9 protein-coding genes are annotated in these 20,147 nt (G+C 47.6%); 2 read left to right on the top strand and 7 right to left on the bottom strand.

Translation table 11 applies throughout. The features are described 5' to 3' along the window. Positions 1-125 precede the first annotated feature (125 nt). On the bottom strand, positions 126-8,378 hold the full coding sequence (locus NG796_RS10780) for a CHAT domain-containing protein (protein WP_261206601.1): 8,253 nt from the start codon (positions 8,376-8,378) through the stop codon (positions 126-128). Between the two features lie 446 nt (positions 8,379-8,824). Continuing rightward, the gene (locus NG796_RS10785; RefSeq protein ID WP_261206602.1) at positions 8,825-8,995 is read right to left on the bottom strand and encodes a hypothetical protein; all 171 of its coding nucleotides are present in this window, start codon (positions 8,993-8,995) and stop codon (positions 8,825-8,827) included. A 154-nt stretch (positions 8,996-9,149) separates the two neighbouring features. Here NG796_RS10785 and NG796_RS10790 point away from each other — a divergent pair, with 154 nt between their 5' ends. Beyond that, on the top strand, positions 9,150-9,824 hold the full coding sequence (locus NG796_RS10790) for a lysozyme inhibitor LprI family protein (protein ID WP_261206603.1): 675 nt from the start codon (positions 9,150-9,152) through the stop codon (positions 9,822-9,824). Between the two features lie 182 nt (positions 9,825-10,006). Here NG796_RS10790 and NG796_RS10795 read toward each other — a convergent pair whose 3' ends face one another. The 4 genes from NG796_RS10795 to NG796_RS10810 all read right to left on the bottom strand — a co-directional run bounded on the left by NG796_RS10795 (position 10,007) and on the right by NG796_RS10810 (position 15,879). After that, positions 10,007-13,150, bottom strand: a complete 3,144-nt coding sequence (locus NG796_RS10795; RefSeq protein ID WP_261206604.1) for a DUF2126 domain-containing protein — start codon at positions 13,148-13,150, stop codon at positions 10,007-10,009. 63 nt (positions 13,151-13,213) lie between these two features. Next, positions 13,214-13,771: a zinc ribbon domain-containing protein gene (locus tag NG796_RS10800; protein WP_261206605.1), complete on the bottom strand. Its 558-nt coding sequence runs from the start codon at positions 13,769-13,771 to the stop codon at positions 13,214-13,216. 698 nt (positions 13,772-14,469) lie between these two features. Beyond that, positions 14,470-14,670 (bottom strand): hypothetical protein, encoded by a 201-nt coding sequence (locus NG796_RS10805; protein WP_261206606.1) that lies wholly within the window; start codon positions 14,668-14,670, stop codon positions 14,470-14,472. A 432-nt stretch (positions 14,671-15,102) separates the two neighbouring features. After that, on the bottom strand, positions 15,103-15,879 hold the full coding sequence (locus NG796_RS10810; protein WP_261206608.1) for a DUF2267 domain-containing protein: 777 nt from the start codon (positions 15,877-15,879) through the stop codon (positions 15,103-15,105). A gap of 652 nt (positions 15,880-16,531) precedes the next feature. Here NG796_RS10810 and NG796_RS10815 point away from each other — a divergent pair. Further along, entirely contained in the window at positions 16,532-16,654 is a 123-nt protein-coding gene (locus NG796_RS10815) for a hypothetical protein (RefSeq protein WP_261206610.1), read from the top strand. A gap of 110 nt (positions 16,655-16,764) precedes the next feature. Here the strand turns inward: NG796_RS10815 and NG796_RS10820 are convergent, their stop codons facing one another. Next, a complete protein-coding gene (locus tag NG796_RS10820) occupies positions 16,765-19,794 on the bottom strand; it encodes a family 10 glycosylhydrolase (RefSeq protein ID WP_261206611.1) in 3,030 nt (1,009 codons plus the stop codon). Positions 19,795-20,147 lie beyond the last annotated feature (353 nt).

Below are 20,147 nucleotides of genomic sequence, written 5' to 3' on the forward strand. Positions count from 1 at the left end.
CAAGGGGGACGCGAGGGGGATTCAAGGGGGGTTGGGGGGATCAATCCAGAATATTGGCGAAATCTAATCCTAAAATAGCTGTGAAAAATGGCAAGTAGCTGTTAAAAAATCGCCATTTTTAAAGGCTACCACGGACTACCAATTGTGATAAATCCGGACCAATAGTAAGGATGAGAAAGGTCCATTCCATTCAAATGTTCTAATTCCTTCGGCAAGGCGATCGCCGCATCAGAACCCACCAATTGTCCTCCTTCAAACCGGACCTCCCCGCGTAAAAGTTGCAGTTGTGCGCGACGCAATCCTTCCGCCCGAATGGGGGCCGATCGCAACTGCTGATATAATTCGCTCATTAATCCTAACGTTGCCTCATCATTCACATACCACACCGAGGCGATCGCCGATTTCACCCCGGATTGCACTGCTAATCCGGCAAATCCTAACTCTGACTGTTCATCTCCTACCGCAGTCCGACAGGAACTCAACACTAATAATTCAACGTCTGGCTCACTCCATTGTAGCTCCTTCATCTGAGTAAAATCAAGCCGTTTATCCCCCAATTGGATATAAGAATTTTCCGGGTTTCCAGGCTGGAAATCGGCATGAGTTGCCAAATGAATCATGCGGAAATCTCCCGAATTTCCCCGCTGATTCAGGGTATTAAATGTAAATGCTTCGTTTAAAAATACTTCACCCGGCCAACAGTTATTGCGGTTCGCTTGGTTGTTGCAAATAATCGTGTTTAATTCCAATTCTACTGAAGGTAACGGGGGTAAATTTTCAAACTTACTTGAACCCATTGCCAGCACTCGTTCATTTTTTAAATTCGTATAGTGAGGTTGAGTCAAACTAAAACTGGGAACTAAGGCCATACTATAATTTTCAATCAGAAATTTTTCTCCGTTATGGAGTGCAGCAAAAGGAATTGAGCGCAATCCAGCATCAGGAATAAACACGAGATTTTGAATGCCGCGTTTTTTCAATGCGGGTTCAATGGGTTCCATGACTAAGTGATGTAATGCTTGAGCTGTTTCTAAATAATTATCCGTAAACTGTAGCTTAAAATCCGTGACTTGGTTTCGTAAATCCACAGCCAATTGTTCCACTAATTCGCGATACGCTTCGGGGATTTGAAAACGCAGGGGTTCTTCAACTCCCGTCACTACGAACAACTCGACAGGATCTTCGGGATGGGGGTCACAAGGCCATCCTAACTCTTGTTCCCCCGTGCGATCGCCAAGTTCATCTTCCAGGCGATCGCTGGTAGGACAAAGCAGTGCTGAATTTTCATTCAACTGCTTTCGTCCAAACATAATATAAATAACCGCTGTTTTGACTTCGGTGATTTCCTCCGTTTCTCGGAGCACTTCCTGGATTTCATCAAGGGATAGGAGTTCAAGGCTATCATCAGGATAGTTAAAATAGGCCATAAACTCCCGAGAAAATGCTTCTTCCAGGGTCATAATCTGGGTATCTAACTTGAGGGGGGCGATCGCTACTTCAGTCCGGTCATTAGACCCTTCTGAGACTTGTAACCGTGAGAGAGAGCTTTCTATAGTGGCGATCGGTACAGCTTCCACGCCTACTGTAGTCGGTTCAGCGTTTGAGGTAATTTCAGTCGATAGCCCTACATTGACCACAGATTCCGGTTCTAAGGGAGACGACAACGGAGAGAGACTCGGTGTGGGAGAAACTGTGAGAATCGGTTCCGGTGTAATCGCTGGTGCCGGTCTAATTCTCGGGGGTTGGACGGGCTCCGGTTGTCGCACACTATCATTGACTGCCGGTTCCTGGGGAATTTCTGGTGTTACCACAGGTTCTGGCGTTGTTACAGGTATCACCCGAGGTTCCCCTGTAGAAATGGGTTCCTCGGGGACAATTTGCGGGGGTATCGGTTCCGATCGGGGTGGCGGTGTTGAGGTGGGTTCCTCTGGAAGGGTCTCTGGGAGGATGGGGTTCTGAGATGTTGTCGGTGTCGCTGTGAGTGTGGGTTCCGGTGTGGGTTCCGGTGTCGGTTCCAGTGCCGGTTCGGGTGTAATATCATCAGTTGTAACCGTAATATTTCCCCGAGTAAAAGAATCTGGAAAGATTTCCCCCTGATTCAGGATAGATGTCCCTGTAATCACCACATCCTCAGTGCCGTTTAACACGGGATTCCCAATTTCAAATCCTGCAACGGGATTGCCAGCTTTCCCTCCGGCATGGTTCAGGGTGATATTCCCACCACCCGTCCCGCCAGCGGTGGAAATACTAGCAAATCCCGTGGGAGAATAGTCACTGGCAAAGGACTCTATAGCGCGGAAATATCCCCCGGTGGTTGAGATAGATACATTACCGCCTCGGCCATTCGTTCCCCCTTGTGCGTTAATCCAAGAGACTTGGATATCACCAATCGGGTCCAGGAATACGTTCCCGGCATCTCCGCTGGTAGCACTAGAATCAATCTCCCCCGCAGTAATGGCAATTTCAGCAATGATGGTAATATCTCCCCCCTGTGTCACGCCGGATGCGGTGAGATTCTCCGTAGTAATTTCTCCGTTCTTACTGGTGACGGTAATTGATCCTCCAGTGGTTGTAGAGGATGTATCTAAATTCCCGGTGGTGATACTTGTGTTTTGACTTTCTAGGGACAGCGCTTGTCCGTTGGTAGTAATATCAGCAACAGTAAGCTGATTTGCCGACTGGATTTGAACTCCCGGTGCAGCAGTGGTGGTTAAGTTTCCATTCAGAGCAATAGTTCCGCTACTCAAGGCGCGGAAACTGGCGGCAGCAATGGTATCCAGTGCCGTAATATTCCCGGCATTCAAGATATCTACATTCCCCAAGGGTTGCAGACTGCCGATCGCACTGTTAAAGGTAATTGTCCCGGTCCCAGCACTTAGGGTCAAATTTTGCCCCAAGTTCGTCTCACTGTCAACGGTTCCAGCAAAGGTGATGTTCCCCCCGCCTTCTCCAGTAGACAGTTGTAGTGCTTCAGCGAGGGCGATCGCGCCATTAAAGGTGATATCCCCCCCATCAGTCATCACATTTCCTTGAACCGTCCCCCTGTCACTCGTCACTGTCACACTCTGCAACGGCGTTGTTTCACCTAAATTACCCCGGAGATTAATCGCACCCGTTCCCGCATTTAACGTTAAATTGGCGCGGGTTCGATTAACCGAATTACTGTCAATATTTCCCACAACAGTAATATCACCCCCTTCGCTGTTTGTGTCGAGAGTAATATCAGTGTCCAGAATTACATTCCCAATCAAAGCAATATCCTGATAGTCGGTGATAATATCAGAATTGAGTTCAATCGTAGCCGCCTTCAAAGCAATCGCGGCATTATTTGAACCCGTAATTGTTTCATTCACGGCAATTCTTCCCGAACCTGCTTCTATCGTTACCGGGTCAAGAAAGGTTAGAGGATTGACAATAGAAATGCTTCCCGATGAGTCAGGACGTCCCATAGTAATGGCGGTAAATCCATCTTGGATATACTCCAACTCCATGCGGGTTAGATGTAAGCTCTCTGCATCAATATTATTATCTCCCAGGGTCATATTCTGGGTTGTTATTGCCGGTTGTAGCGTCAGCGTATTACTTCCCGTAACGGGTCCATTAAACTCAATTTGTCCCGCAGTTAAGGTGAGGGGATGATTCCCCGCATCCAGAGGGGAACCGAAAACTAAACCCCCCGTTCCAGCATTTAAACTCGCCTCCCCAGTTAGGGTGACTGGTGCAGTAAACTCAATATTATGATGATTGGTTGTAATTTCACTGTTGAGGATGACACTTCCCATGCCCGTTTGCTGGAAGATACCCTCTACATTAAACGGTGCCGCAATTTCTAAAATTTCTGCATTGTCTAAAGTTACGCCACCGCCTCCCGTTGTCGTAATCGGAGCGTTAAACGTTATTTCACTCGTGGTCAGATTAATCCCATTTGGACCCGTTGTCACAATTTCGCCGTTAAAGATGGTGCTTCCTGTCCCCGCCAATTGAGTCAAACTCACGGCGGTTATAGATTCAGTCGTGACATTGTTGGCATTCAGAATAGTGAGGTTATCCAACTCGGTTTGACTGCCTACAGTCCCCTCTATAGCAATATTGCCGATTCCTGAATTTAAAGTTAGATTAGAGTTTCCATCAATAGTATTCGTAAAGGTAAGATTCCCAGAATCGGTGGTAAATGTAACCGGATTGAGCAGGTTAACCTCACCATCTAGGGTAAGATTTTGGGTATTGGTAATAATGCCTCCATAGACATAAATCCCTTGACCCGTTTTCAGAGTTAGGTCATAATTAGCATCAGTAAGGTCAATACTTTCATCTAAAGACCCGAGATAAATATTGCCGACTGTTTCCGAACCCAGGGTGAGAATACCACGGGGAACCTCTAACATGAGCAATTCTTCGGTAGTGATATCGTACTCAGCGGTAGTGTTATTGATTGATATGTCACCACCGGGGGCGATCGGTTCTAAAGTGAGCATCCCATTGGTAAAGATGCGACTCTCACCTATCAGGCGAATATCGTTACTTCGTAAAATGGCATCGCCACTGCCAGTTCCTAGATAATTGATAAAACTATTCTCTAACCGAATCCCCTCCACACCATTTGCACCCATCCCTTGCAGGGTAATAGTACCAGTTCCGGTCGATTCAACGTTACTGACGGGAGGAACATTACCAAGTTCGGTGTTATTGAGAGTTGTTAACAGAAAAATCCCTTGATTATTTTCTCCAGTACCATTGCCTGTACCTATGAGAGTAATATTTCCATTCCCGGATTTGATGGTTGTATTAGTCTCTGTGTTTTCTGGATTAGTGCCAATAAATATTCCCGTATTCCCATTTGTACCAGTGCCGCCAGTGCCTGTAATCGCGATCGCCCCTCCTGTGGATTCCACAACACTGCCATCTAAAATCGTAACACCTGGGTTCAATTCTCCCGTACCCCCGCCCTTACCAGTCAGGGTAATATCTCCGTTTCCTAATACGGTTGTATTGGTATTAACAAATATCCCTTCGTTATCATTAGTACCAGTGCCGCCGGTTCCTTCGATAGCGATCGCCCCTCCTGTGGATTGCACCCTGCTGCCATTTTGAAAACTAACGCCTATATTGCCTTGTTCTGTGCCGTTGCCGCCAGTGCCGGTAAGGGTAATATCTCCGTTTCCTGATATGGTTGTGTTGTTATCAACCAATATTCCCTCATTATTATTTGTACCACTGCCGCCAGTGCCGGTGATGGCGATCGCCCCCCTTGTGGATTCGATCCGGCTGCCACCTAAAAGACGAACACCTCGGTTAACTTGTCCCGTGCCTTCGCCAGCAATGCCAGTGAGAATAATATTTCCGTTCCCGAATAGGGTTGTGTTATTATTAATTCCTATCCCAATGTTCTCATGCGTGCCCGCACCGCCGGTCCCTTCGATGGCGATCGCCCCACCTTTAGATTCCACAATGCTGCCCGTAAGACCAACACCTGCATTCTGTTGTTCCGTCCCATCGCCACCGTTTCCAGTGAGGGTGATATCTCCATTCGCAAATAAGGTTGTGCTATCGACAAATATCCCGAGGTTTCCAAGCGTGCCAGTGCCGCCGGTTCCTTCGATGGCGATCGCCCCGTCGCGGGATTCCAACCTGTTGCCACCTTCAAGCGTAACACCTTGGTTGTATTGTCCCGTCCCTTTGCCACCAGTGCCGTTGAGGGTGATATCTCCGTTTCCTGATATGGTTGTGCCAGTATCAATAACTATCCCAGTGTTGAGATTCGTGCCAGTGCCGCCAGTGCCGGTGATGGCGATCGCCCCACCTGTTGATTCCAATCTAATGCTACCTTGAAGAGAAACGCCTGAGTTGGATGCTCCCGTGCCGTTGCCACCGCCAGTCCCGATGAGGGTGATATCTCCATTTTCTGACTTAATAATAGTTGTGATAGGAACAGTATCTGGAGTGTGCCTGACAAATATCCCCCTGTTCTCAGTGAGACCATTACCGCCGATGCCTTCTATAGTAATCCCTCCACTGGTTGATTCTATGTTGCTACCCTCCACATCGATACCACTATTGGAATTTCTAGTTCCACTCCCTCTACCAAAAAGCCTTATATTTCCTTGTTCAGATCGCAGAGTAGATTCTTGAAGAAATATTCCATCATTTTCTTCCAGTCCATTACTATTAACTATGCCAATCAGCTCGATTGTTCCCGTTCCCCCTGTTGACACTGTATTATTTCCAAGAAGAATCACGCCATCAGTATATTCCCCTGGGCCACTGTTTCCTAAAATAGTTATATTTCCATTATTCGACTTTATAGTTATCCCATTAAATAAATTAATTCCATAATTGTTAGAACTGTTAATTCCTGCATCTTGACTGCCCCACCCCTCTAGGCGGATTGCCCCGCCTGTGGATTCCACGGTGCTACTTTCTTCAAGTGAAATACCTATGTTGAAGTTTCCTGTACCCTTGCCGCTGCCTCGGAAGGTTATCCCTCCATTTTGCGATCGGACAATGCTATTAGTATTCAAAAATATTCCTCTGTTGGCATTTATACCGTTACCACCAGTACCCTCTAATCTAATAGTACCATTTTCGGCAGTTTGTACCCTGCTACTATTATTAATAAAAATGCCATAGTTATCACTATTGTTAATATTATCGAATCCTTTTCCTGTGATGTTAATATTTCCCCCTCCAGCATTTATAACTCCCGCATTAAGATAAATTCCCTCCCGGAACGTATCAGCACTCCCATTACCTGTTGCTATGAAATTCCCACCCCTTGTATTAATTGTGGCATCGGTAATCGCAATTCCCCCATCTGCGATTAAGTCAACATTTCCTCCATTCAGGGTAATATCTGCATTGACTCGAATATTCTTTCCCGCTTCAGCCCTGAGTCCTACTCCTAGATTTGGATTATTAATAGCTGCACTAAAAGTAATATCATTATCGGCTTGTAAAATGACATTAGCGGTAGCGTCATTGATAGCCGTTACATCAAGTTTTGTATCCCCATCTGCGCCTATATCAGGTTTATTAAAAACATTGACTTGATTTAAGTTCAATGTTTCTCCTGTCCCTGCGGCGACTATTTCTATATTTGTGGGATCTAATAATAATGTGCCGAGATTTCCATTAGGGGCAAAGGTATCAACTTGACCCTGATACTCTAGGAATTCTAATCCTGAGACTTCTACAAATCCGCCATCCCCAAATTCTGGGCCACCTTTGGCGCTGATATTGCCAAAAAATTGGGTAGTTTCATCGGCCCAAATAATGACTCGTCCCCCATTTCCGCTTTCTAGGGCATCGGCATGAATGGTGGTATTAGGACTAATAAAGGTTTGTATTGCATTCGGAATTGAGCCATTTCCTTGATAGTCCCCACCTATTAAAACGGTTCCTCCGCCATTGGTTCCGGATGCGTTAATATTGGCATCAATGACCGCAACTCGATTTCCTAAAAGGGTGATTTGTCCTTGGGATGTGGTGATGGTTCCTGCGGCAATATTATCTCCGATTTGGGTTGGAATGGGAATTTTTGAATTGGATAATTCCACACTACCATCAGGGTTGACGGTGACTTGATTGGCATGAGTGATACCGGACCCTGTGAGCAATTCTGGTAAGGATTGGGGAGTGGAAATTGAGAGTTCAGATATGCCGGTTCGGATGTCTAAACTTAAGAGGTGATTCTCTTGAGAAATTCGGACTAAACTTTCTCCGGGAACTGCTGCAATGGTTATATTGCCTCCAGGGACGGATAAAGTACCTGTGTTGAGGAGGGTTCCGCCTAATAGGGTTAAGTTGTTACCCGGTTCTAGGGTTAAGTTTCCCTGGTTAATAATCGCACCGGGTTGGAGGGTGGAAAAGACAAATTGAGAGGGGGTTCCGACTAGGTTGGACCATTGGGTATCGCCTATGGCATTGAACCAATTGCCTTGACTAAATCCGATGCCGGTGGCAGTGGTGGCGAAAAAATCGGCGGGGACATTTAATTGAGCGTTGGGTCCAAATAATATCCCGGCAGGATTCATGAGGTAGAGGTTGGAGTTGCCGCCGCTGAGTTGAATTAATCCGTTAATAATAGAAGCATCTCCGCCGGTGATGCGTCCTAAAATATTTTGAATATCGGGGTTGGAGAGGAAGTTTGCAACTTGTCCGGGGTCGAGTCCAAATTGTTCAAAACTATGGAATAAATTTGCACCATCTTTGGAAAGTTGTCCCCCTTCGATGTTAAATTGTTGCCCTTCTGGGTTGACAATTGTGCCGGTGTCATCGGCGGCGGGGGTGATGGGTTGTGCTTGGATAGGTTTTGTGGTTCCGGTGAGACAGGAGAGAAGGAGGAAGAAGGCGATCGCCCTGAGTTGGTTGTGGGTTATCATTAGATTTCTTGTAGATAAAGGTGGACAATTTATTAAAAGGCCAGCCAAATATTTAGGAAAAATTTATAAAATATTTCATTAAAGTCAAATGATTTATGCTTATTTAATATCTCCTTTCAAGGTTTAAATTGTGGTCCGGGGAATGCCGGAAAACTGATCAAGTTAAATGTACTGGAAGCGTAAAAATCCCAATTTAGCATAGTTTTTGGATTCTGTCCCTAGCCAAAAGTACAGGTTTGGGTGAACATTTGGACTGAATGCGAAGTTTTTAAATAATAAATCCCTGGTAAAAGCTCAATAGCCTTGACCAGAGATTAAATTATCAAAAAGCTTGTAATACAAGGATTTTTTAGCCCTAGGTCGGACTAAGAAGAGGGCAAAATCTTGGAATGAAACCTTGCACTATTTTTGCGAAGGTTAATTTAATAAAAAACGCGGGATTTTTATCAGGGGTTGCCGATCGCCGTAAATCTGGCCGAATCAAAAAGATGGGATAGGTCCCTTCTGGTCAGGTGTGTGCGTTCCGCTGGCAGGGCGATCGCCCTATGAGAACCCACCCCTTCTCTGTGTTCAAATCGGACTTCCCCGCGCAAGGGTTGCAGTTGTGCTTGCTGCAATCCTGATCCAGAAGGATTGCGAGAAGTCTTTACACCTGAGAAAAATTTGATATAATTAGAGTAAAAATTAGTAGAATTTTATAGGGTAATGGCTCAGTTTTAGGGTAAAAAATCAGGGTCTCATTAACCATAGAATCAGGAGAATTAACCCAAGATGAAAGTTATAACTCGGGGTCAAGTTTGGCGGAATTTGAGAGGATTGGGTTTGGTGGGATTGATGACGATCGCCGCTATGGGGAATCAACCCAGTGCGATCGCTCAACCCCGACTCAATTGCGACAATCCCCAAAGTCAAAGTGAAATGAATGCTTGTGCCGGACAACGGTGGGAGGCAACTGATCGCGAACTGAATCGAATCTATCAAGCACTCATCCCGCAACTGTCCAATAGCAGGCGGCAACAATTAGTTACAGCCCAACGAGCTTGGATTACTTTTCGCGATTCTGAATGCGCCTTTTACAGCAGTTTAGCAGAAGGGGGGTCAATGCAACCGATGCTGCGATCGGGCTGTTTATCGAATTTAACGGAGATTAGAAATTCTGAGCTTTATCAGTATCGTCGAGGACAAATTCCCCCGGCACAAGGACAAAGTTATCAAAGCGCTGATAACCGTTTAAATGCGATTTATCAACAAGTGATGAAGGAACTTTCCGGGGAGCGTAAAGAACAGTTAAGGACGGCACAATTGGATTGGATTCAATATCGCGATTCCCTCTGTGCTTTTGAGCGCAGTGGTGGGGGAAATGCGGGGTTTAATATTTGTCAAAGTCGATTGACGGAGGTGAGAACCAAGCAGTTAGAATATCATTTAGAAGACAGTACCTTGTAACCATTGAAGGAAATTAGTGACAGGTTGTTAAGGATTTCAGACTGGCGAGATTAGGCTATTCCTCACTTATTTTATATTCTAGTTTCTGTATAAAATATGGGCTACAACTCCGGTCCCCTCCCCTTAGCAAGGGGAGGGTTAGGGTGGGGTCCCCCCGGCTGCTACCTCACCCCCAGTCCTCCCTACACCCTCCGTAAATCCAACGTGAGAGGATATTCTCGGCTGGGTAAAACCGATCGCACCTGAATCTCCCCTGGAGTATGTCCCAAGGGAAGAAAGCGGGTGATCAGGCGGCTGTGAGCTTCTCGGGAGTTGAGGGGGTAGGTGTTCCAGTCTACACCGCCTGGATGTTCGGTATAGTATGTACAACCTCCGAGCGATCGCCTCTGCCAGGTATCGACGATATCAAAGACTAACGGAACATGAGGGGCGATCGCGGGATGTAGTCCTGCTGCCACTTGGCGGGCGCGATAGCGCACTCCGGCGACGCATTCTCCTGCTGTATCGGTTCCTTGCAAGGGTACGGGATAGCCGTTACAGGTGACAATGTGCCTCTCGGGGGTGGCATTCTTCAAGAGGACCTGGATGCGCTCCATTGATGAATCTACAAACCTGGCAGTGCCTGTGGTTGTGGTTTCTTCTCCTAGCACATACCAGGGTTCGATCGCCCGTCGGAGTTCCAGTTGTACTCCTTCTCGAACGATCGCCCCATAGCGAGGGAACCGGAACTCTAAAAAGGGTTCAAACCATTCCCATTCAAAGGGATAGCCGCTATTGATTAACTCCCGGAGGATATCTCGAAAGTCTGCGGCAATGTAATACGGTAATAAAAAGCGATCGTGTAACATTGTTCCCCAGCGCACCAAATTTCCGGTATAGGGTCGGTGCCAAAAGCGGGCAACGAGGGCGCGAATCAGTAATCCCAGGACCAGTGCCATGCGCGGGTGAGGAGGCATTTCAAAACCGCGTAGTTCAAGCAATCCCAGTTGATTTTTCCAATTTTCCACCGGATACAGTTTATCGATGCAAAACTCACTGCGATGGGTGTTGCCGGTGACATCTATCAGGAGGTTTCGTAATAGGCGATCGATGACGTTGGGGGGAATCTCGGTGTTAGGGACTAAATGTGCTAGGGCAATTTCTAGTTCATATAAACTTTCATACCGCCCTTCATCAACTCTCGGGGATTGGCTGGTAGCCCCGATAAATAAGCCGGAAAATAGGTAAGATAAGCTGGGATGATGCTGCCAGTAAGTGATTAAACTCCGCAGTAAGTCGGGGCGACGGAGTAAGGGACTCTCCTCTAGGCTAGGACCGCCCAAGGTGATATGAGAACCTCCTCCAGTGCCGATCCGGAGTCCATCTTTGGTATATTTTTCTGTATCTAGGTGGCTGAGACGGGCTTCTTCGTAGAGGCAGGTGGTAGTTTCTACCAGTTCTTGCCAATGGGCGGCAGGATGCAGATTGACTTCGATTACGCCAGGGTCTGGGGTGATTTGAAAGCCTTGTAGACGCCGATCGCGCGGTGGGGTAAATCCTTCGATATGGATGGAATAGCCCGTTTCCGTGGCGGCATCTTCGAGGGAGGCGATCGCATCGAGGTAGTTTTCTGCCGCACTAATCGGGGGCATAAAACAGTATAATTTTCCCTGTCGCACTTCCACACATAAGGCGACTTTTACGCTATTAACGGTATCTACTTTGTGAGCCTTGTCACTTCCCCGACTGCTAACTCGGGCAAAAATATCCCCTAGTGGCTGAAAACTGTCCTCGGGATTGATTTCGGCTTCGGTTTGCAGTTCTTCCTCAGAGGCCCAATTCATCGCACTTAGGGGTAACCGAAACCCAGCGGGAGAATCTCCGGAAATTAAGTATAGGCGATCGCCGGGAGGATGCCAAGGACCTGTTACCCAGCCCTCGTTTTCCTCTATTTTAGTCCAAATTAAGGGCAGAACATAAGCACAGAGGTCTTTTTCTGGATTTTTGTCATAAGCAGCCACGACACAGTTCCGATCCACCCCTAACCGTTGGGCGACTGCGGTGATCAAAATTTTTGCATCTTGGGCGGTATAGTTTGTATCAGTATTTTCGGGGACCCGGGGACTGCGCCAAATTGGAATCCCATCTTTGCGCCAATAACAGCCTAATGCCCAACGGGGTAGGGGTTCCCCAGGATACCACTTACCTTGACCCTCATGCAAGAGTCCGCCGGGGGCGAAGCGACTGCGTAATTGGGACAGCAAAACCTCAGCTAATTGGCGCTTTTCTTCCCCTAGGGCCCCGGTGTGCCATTGGGACGACTCGCGATCGCCCTGGGAAACAAAGGTAGGTTCTCCCCCCATCGTTAATCGCACATCTGCCCCTTGTAACTGCGCCTCGACTACCTCCCCTAACTGGGTAATGGCTTGCCATTGTTCCTCGGTATAAGGTTGAGTTACCCTGGGTTGTTCTTCAATCCGGGTTACAGTGACTGAATAGGTTAAGTCGCTCTCACAAGGACCGATTGACCCGGTGACGGGTTCGGCATTTTTGGGGTCTGCCGCCGCAGCAAGGGGAATATGTCCCTCGGCGGTGAGGATTCCCGAGGTGGGGTCGAGTCCAATCCATCCCGCCCCGGGAAGATATACTTCCGCCCAAGCGTGCAAATCGGCTTTATCTGCCTCGGGTCCTGGAGGACCTTCTAAGGGGGTTTGATCCGGTTTGAGTTGGATTAAATAGCCGGAAACAAATCGTGCCGCTAACCCACAATGTCGCAAAATTTGGACTAATAACCAAGCAGTATCACGACAGGAACCGAGGCGTTTGGAGAGGGTTTCTTCACAGGTTTGAATTCCCGGTTCAAATCGGACGGTATAGGCGATATCTTGTTGGAGTTTTTGACTGAGGTTGCCAATAAAGGTAGTGATGAAGGGATTGGAGGTTTCTAGTTGATTGACCCAAGCGGTTAATAAAGGTCCTGCTTCTTGAATTTGTAAACAGGGTTGCAATTCGGCGGCGAGTTGTTCGTCGTAGGTAAAGGGGTAGGAACCGGCGTACTGTTCAACTAAAAAATCAAAGGGATTGATCGGATGAAGTTCGGCGATTAAATCAACGTGAATATGAAGGTGACTGGTTATTTCCGGAAAGTTAACTCGCGCCATAAAATCACCGAAGACCCCTTGTCGCCAATAGAGGGAATGATTATCCGGTTCAAGGGTTAAAGCATAACTTTGAATCGGGGTCCGGCAATGGGGAGAAGGACGCAATCGGAGGACATGGGGGCCCAAAATTGTAGGGCGATCAAAACGGTAGAGGGTTTGATGGTTGAGGGCAACTTTAACAGACATTTAGGGTGACACAGGGAGAGTGTAGTGGAAAGAAGAAATGGGGGGAATTAAGCGGGCGATCGCCTAGGATAACCCATGACCACAATTCGCACAAAATCGGTCATTTTCTTTCACGGGAGCACCACATTGGGGACAGAAATTCTGCCGGTATGAGGGGGGGTTTTCTCCCATACTCATGGACATATTTCCCATGCGCATTTCCATTGGATTCATTCGCATTTCCATATCCCCCATTTTCATCGGTTTCAGGGGTTCCATTGGTTTTAGGGGTTCCATTGGTTTCATGGGTTTCATGGGTTCCATTGTTTCCCCTGGGGAATTTTCTACGGTTTGCATTGGGAGAACTTCAGCCGTTTCTAAATTGGGGGGAGTACCGATCGCACTCATCGAGGTCCCTTGCAATTGCACATAATGGGGACCGCGATCGCTTTCTATTCGCAAAATAAAGCCCCCGTCATTGCGATATAAAATCGGGAGGGCAGTCCATTTTCCTGTTGAAAATCCGTTACTTGATTGTTGCTGTTGACCGGGACGAGTCCCACTGAGGGTCACAATCGTTTGATTATCCTGATTGTACACAAAAACCTGCTGGCCGTTCCCCAGGTTACACAGATATGCCATAACTGAGCCTCAAACGTGATTAAACGAGGATCTTTTCTAGTTTAGGATAGTTTGGGGCAGAAAAAACTATAAAATTCAAAATGAAACAAATTGAAATTAAATGCAGCATTATTTAATGAACTTTTTGCCTAATTCTAAAAAGTACCCAGTCATTCAATAGATCTTTTGGTTTTATTTCGGATTGATCCCCCCAACCCCCCTTATTAAGGGGGCTTAAGAGTATTGATGCAAGAGGTCTAATATTTATTCTTCTCGCCTCCCCCGGTAATTAAATATTTATTCCTCTAGCCTCCCCCTTAAAAAGGGGGACGGGAGGGGGATCACCCCTTTTTTTTTGCAAGAAATCTAATGAAAAAAACCCCGATTATAAGATTGGGTTGGGTTTGAAGGTTTTTTTGATATCAAGAACCTGTGACACAATACGCAATGGTTGCCGTAGAGTTTCGAGGAAGCCTTGCCCAACATCAAGAATCCGTGACAATTTGCGGGACTTGAGAGGGTTGTGAAATCAGTCTAATAAAAGTAGAGAGAAACTGACCCGAGTCAGGAACCCTGGCATTGCAGCACTCTAAGCCGAATTTGCGGGCTTTATGCGGGTTGAACAGGTCCTGTGGTAAGTAACATTAACAGTCTGTTTAAATATAAAGGAAAAAAGCCCGGTTAATTTTTGAACACCCATCAGTTTTGGGGCTGATTTTTCAATCGACAACTTTGATTAATCCCATGTGCAATCCTTGATAAATTTTATCCACTAAGTCTTGTTCTTGTTCTCCAACATAACTGCCGCAGAGGAGGCGCATCAATTGGGATTGATCTTGACGGCTAATTCGACGAGAATTCAGAATTTTTTCCGTCAGTTCGCCTATGGTAGATTCTGATGATCGCTGAGAGGCGGACATAAGTATAATCACGGTTAAATTATAGTTCCTTACTTCTCTAATTTATGTGTTTTTCCCCTTGACGGGTGTGATGTTTTTGGTGTAATACCGCGATCGCGATCGGTCAGCGGGAGTGATAGCAGTCACTAAAAACCCTTACTATCAAGGGATTGCGGCATTATCTACCGATCCCTCCTTTGCCCTTACTCAATTCTCCCACCCCTGGGCGATCGCAGCCTCTGGCTTTTCCCAGTTGGGTCAAGGTTCTTAAAATTTCGCAATCTGACTTGACTAAATTTGACGTAGAGACTTCCCTTCCCTATTTAAGTTACATGAAGAGGGTACTCTACCTCAATCTGTTTCCCTGAAACAGTTTGAGGCACGGTCTTCCCGGTGGGTTAAGGTGGGAAGACTGCGCCTCATGGGGTTATCCTATGGGGATAACCGTCAGAGTTAGGCTTGATTCCAGAGTTGCTTCACCTTACCCGGTAGCCATTGGGCAATTTCTGCGATTCGCTCACTGGAAAGTTGCTCTTTGGTGGCTGAAAATACGGCTTTAACCACTCTTTCTGCATCGGTGAATTCCGGCATCGAACCTTCTTGAGCAATCCGGAATAAAAAGCGCTCGTCTTTAATAATTAAAGGCTGACGAATCCGGCTGATAAATCCTACAAAGGGATTCGTATCTTTCCACAAATCTGCAACTTCCATTTGCAGGGTTTTATCGGCGGTGGGTTGGGCTTCCTTATGCAGTTCTGCACCGACGCGATCGGCAGCTTCGGTGGTCATTACATCGCGCATTACCCGATAGACCACCACGGTCAAATCCCGGGCATCAAAGATATCATTCAGGTTTGCTTCTAGCATTACCTTTTCCAGAAATCCCACATTCTCCGTAGCAATGGGAGCCCCGGGACGTCCAAACCCATCCGCTGGAGAATGAGACTCCATTTTTGCCAGGGTTTGGCGACCTTTATCGGTTAACGTGGCTTGTTCCAAAATAATCGGAGAGGGTGAATTGGCATCCCCTGAATTGCCACTAACCTGAGCGTTAATATAGGCTTTTTCCTGCAAGTAGTCTAAATTGTCGAGCAATTCTTTTTGGGTAACTTCTTGTTGAGAAAAATCTCTCAGGTTTAAGTTAACTTGAGCTTTTTCCTGATTTTCGCTGCTTTCCTTAATTTTTTTCAAAACGACGTAAGCTACATCGTCTCGGACTCCGATTGGCATAAAATTCTCCAAAGTTTTTAACCTGCAATTCCTAACGGCGATCGCCCTGGTGATTCCCCTTGCTTCAGACGGTTAGCACGATCGCTCACCCTCGATTTTCAGAGAGAATCGGATTAAATTCAGATAGAATTTATCCCAGGGCAATAAACCAAGGATTGCTGACATTTATTTAGTCTTTCCCTACGCTATCGTTTCGGCCACAGAAAATCCTCTGTCTCTAGGAAGACAACTCCTTCAGTCTGGAGAAGGAAAATATCAAAAACCCGCAGGCTCAAGCCTGGGGCTATACGAACAACGCCTGCCTTCGCAGGCTGTTCGCTAAAACTAACTTTTGAGAAGGGGATTAAATATGATATCAAATCGGGTGGATTAATTTTAAAACCTATTTTTTTTCTTCTCCCCTTTCAGCAATAAAAAAAATTTTTTATTCTCCCCCTTCTCTCTGTAGGGGGGGGAAAGAAGTCTTACAAAATTCGGGTTTTTACCTTTATGGTGATTCCCCTTACTATTAACTACAAATCCGGTCCCCTCCCCTTGGCAAGGGGAGGGTTAGGGTGGGGTCATCAAATCCGGTCCCCTCCCCTTGGCAAGGGGAGGGTTAGGGTGGGGTCATCAAATCCGGTCCCCTCCCCTTACCAAGGGGAGGGTTAGGGTGGGGTCATCAAGGCGATCGCACCTCACCCAACCCTGGATGCGATCGCACCTGTATGGAAGCTGGGGAAACCGCTTTTTTGGTGATGTGCTGAAGCGCATCACCCAGAATACCCCACCCTAACCCTCCCCTTGGTAAGGGGAGGGGACCGGAGGTGAAAAACATACTTTTGTAGATGAGTTGGGCGGGTAGTTTACAAGCGATGAATGAAGGTGAAATCCTCTATTTTTGGGTTATCTTTGCAAGAGGAATTGATCGCCGTAATTTAATAAATCTTCCAGAGTTTGGAGGCGATTTTCCCAGGTTTGAATTTGATAAGGTTTTTGCAAAGAATAGAGATTCATCCAACGGGGAAACTGGCCGCGAAATTCCCTCAAAACTGAACGGGCTTGCTCCAGATTGGGGGCGGAAGGATCACTCGTTAACTGTTCTAGGGCTTGAGTTAATTGCAATCCCTTCTCATCAAACTTGTTAAAGTCAGTCTCTCTCATGGATAACGCTTCGGTATCCCGCAAAAATTGCCATTCTCGTTGCAATCCAGTAAATCGCGCAGCGGCGGTGGCAAAGGGTTCGCGGTAGGGAATGGGAGTGCGATCGCCTAAAGCAGAAGGTCCTTGAGTCCGCTGAAAAATCCCATTTAACACGGGGTTAAGATTTTCCGCTGCAAATAGCGCATATCCTCCCACAGACTGATTCCTTAATGCCTGGATTTGGTCTACTGCAATAATCTCTGGGAGATCCAACAGACGAATTGCCGGTAAGATTAAAGCTGCCCCCAAATCCTCCTGATTAATCCAAGGTTGTGCTAACTGTTCCAGGCGGTTGGTATCCATTGCATAAGTCATGGGAACAATTAAGTCAACTTCCCCGCGACGGGCCCATTCTTCCCAATTTTGTTGAATTTTGTTGCGGCGATCGTGAGGATTCAAGGGAAACACTGCCACGGACAAGATTAAATCCGAACGCAGCGCCCGCAACCGTTGAGACGCTTCTGAGACAAATGTATCAATTTGACGGACTCGAAAATCAGTCCATTGCTGCCACAAATCCCGATCGCCCGGACTAATCGTCATCGGGTCCACGCCGGTTAAGTTCTGAAACTCCTGCCGTGCAACCTTTCCATATCCATAACTGCGTTCCGCACTCGGGTCTTGAAAAGGATAGCGAATATAATCTAACTGCACCCCATCCACGTCATACCGGGTCGTAATTTCCTCTAAAAGACTCAACAAATAACTCCGAACTTCGGGATTTGCCGGGTCCAGAAAAGGCTTGGTTTGCCCTCGGGGTATCATCTGTCCCTCATTAGTATAACCGGCCCAATCGGGATGAGCGGCAATCACAGGACCGGGATAATTGGGGTCTAAATTGAGTAAAACATTGTGTCGCTGATTCCCGGCAGCAAAGGTCCAAATCCAAGCGTGTAACTCCATGCCGCGATCGTGAGCCAATTTGACCGCTGAAGCTAGGGGGTCCCAATTTCCAATCAAAGGATTCTGCTGCGGCGCTACCTGGGAGGGATAAATGGGATATCCAGCATTGATGGTTTCAAAAAAGACTGTATTAATTCCCGTAGCAGCGAGATTGTCAAAAATCCGGGTGAGACCCTGTTCTGAACCCGCCCGCACAATGGAACCACGATCTAACCAGATCGCACGGATTTCCGGTTGCGCGAGTACGCCATTGGTGGGATAGTTTTCCCAAAGTAGGTCCCGAATTTCCACCCATTTAGCGCGGGCACCGGCATAGTCTTGTTCTTGAACCAATTGGGGAAATTCCAACAGCAACGATCGCGCCGTGACGATCGCCTCCTGAGTGGGAAGAAACGCCTGTTCCGCCGAGGCGATCGCCTCAGCAGTTTCTATCTCCGTCTTCTCCCCCACCGTCACCAGGGATGCAGAGGCGATGGGCAATTTCTCCCTCATCTCCTCTTCCGTCTCAGAACCAGCTTGCTGAGGACTTTGAGTATGGACTGAGGCGGTAATCAAAGCACTTTCCACCCGTCCTAACAAATTTTCCAATTCTTGCCGCATCTCGATCGCCTGGAAGGAGGGAATCGGCAACGGCCCTTGTTCCACCCGGAGTCCCGGAGGTGCCGTTTCTTCCGCCGGATCCAACCCCGGAGGAGAAACCGTTTCTACCTGTACCGTACTCGGTTGAGAGGGCGTCGCACTCCCGGGCAATGAGGGCAGACTATCCCCACGAGAGGGCCGCGCAGGTGCGGGAACTGGACTGCTGGCGGGGGCCGCTTCTGGCTGTTGCCTCCGTTGCGCCTCCGCTTCCCGCAATTGTTCCGCTTCACTGGAAACCGCAGAAGATGGGGGCTGAGTTGGGGAATTCGGCTGACCCGCGATGGTGCGATTCACCACGGGACCTCGTTGGACCTCACTGCGGACAAGGGCCGCCCGTAACCAGGCGCTATCATACTCAACATCCGCATGGTTCCCCCACTCCCAGCCTAAAAAAGTGGTGCGATCGCTAATCAGAACCGCTGGATTCCCCGGTGCAGGACCCCAAGTCGTCATCACTTCCGTGTTATAGCCACTGGGCGCTAAAATTCCCCCAGGAATCGCGATGCGGTTCACCTCTGGGGGAATCCAATTCGAGGGACAAAGCATTTCAGTCCGGCAATAGAGGGGTTCCATCGGCGTAGGTTCGGACAATTCACCTTGCCAAGTCCCCCCTAGGGTAGCGGTTAAAGCATGACGGACCCCTGTTGCCGAATTTACCCCTAATGGTCCGGAGACGATCGCCTGAACCCCTTGGCTGAGTAAACTTTCGAGGGCCAGGGCCTGTTCAACCGTCCAAGTGGAAATATTGGGGATAAACAGAACCGTAATTTCGGTAGAGAGGGAATCCTCCAACAGGCGATCGAGTTCAATCGTCTCATAGACCAATCCTGCCGCCCGTAAACGTTCATCGATCGCCTCCCATTGGGCTTCATTTTCCGAACTGCGAACCACCCCTAAGCGCAACGCTGAGTTTTCCGTCAGGGGTTGGGAGGGGAATTGATTCGGAGTCGTTTCCGGCGCAGCTTGACTCAGGGAAGTCTCCGCAATCCCCGCCCCTTCTGGAGTTTGCACTGCGATCGCCCCCGGGACGGAGGTACTCAGTAACCCCAAACTCGCCACTAAGGTTCCCAGGACCCATTGCCCTCGGTGGGGAATCGATGGCCCCTCACCCCGGTGGGAGTGGATGATGGGGTCAAGGCAGAATTGCACCTTTTTGAAAGATTTTCCCCGATGATAACGGCGATCGCTCATCACACTGTTGTTCCTTATTCCTGAGTCAAGACAGTAAGGAGCAATTCTAACAACTTTGGGAGCGAATCGATAATTATTCTCAGAGGGGATATTGATCCCGCCACCCGCCCTAAAAAAGGGGCGCTTAAGACAATGCTGCAAACAGGCTGTTATAGATTGCGTAAGTCCTGAGACTTGTTCATACCCAATTGAGTAGACCTCTTGCAAAAAAAAGGATTGATCCCCCCAACCCCCCTTAAAAAAGGGGGGCTTTTTAGAATTTTGCAAGAGGTCTAGTTATCAAAAGTAGTTTTTCTCTCTACGCCCGCACAGGCGGGCTTTCTTGCAAGTATTTAATCTCACTTCCGGTCCCC

It is taken from the genome of Laspinema sp. D2d (assembly GCF_025370755.1).
GTDB lineage: Bacteria > Cyanobacteriota > Cyanobacteriia > Cyanobacteriales > Laspinemataceae > Laspinema.

Coding starts and splice junctions, on each gene's coding strand:
- NG796_RS10780 (WP_261206601.1), bottom strand. CDS start 8,378: ATGATAACCCACAACCAACTCAGGGCGATCGCCTTCTTCCTCCTTCTC.
- NG796_RS10800 (WP_261206605.1), bottom strand. CDS start 13,771: ATGGCATATCTGTGTAACCTGGGGAACGGCCAGCAGGTTTTTGTGTAC.
- NG796_RS10795 (WP_261206604.1), bottom strand. CDS start 13,150: ATGTCTGTTAAAGTTGCCCTCAACCATCAAACCCTCTACCGTTTTGAT.
- NG796_RS10820 (WP_261206611.1), bottom strand. CDS start 19,794: ATGAGCGATCGCCGTTATCATCGGGGAAAATCTTTCAAAAAGGTGCAA.
- NG796_RS10805 (WP_261206606.1), bottom strand. CDS start 14,670: ATGTCCGCCTCTCAGCGATCATCAGAATCTACCATAGGCGAACTGACG.
- NG796_RS10790 (WP_261206603.1), top strand. CDS start 9,150: ATGAAAGTTATAACTCGGGGTCAAGTTTGGCGGAATTTGAGAGGATTG.
- NG796_RS10810 (WP_261206608.1), bottom strand. CDS start 15,879: ATGCCAATCGGAGTCCGAGACGATGTAGCTTACGTCGTTTTGAAAAAA.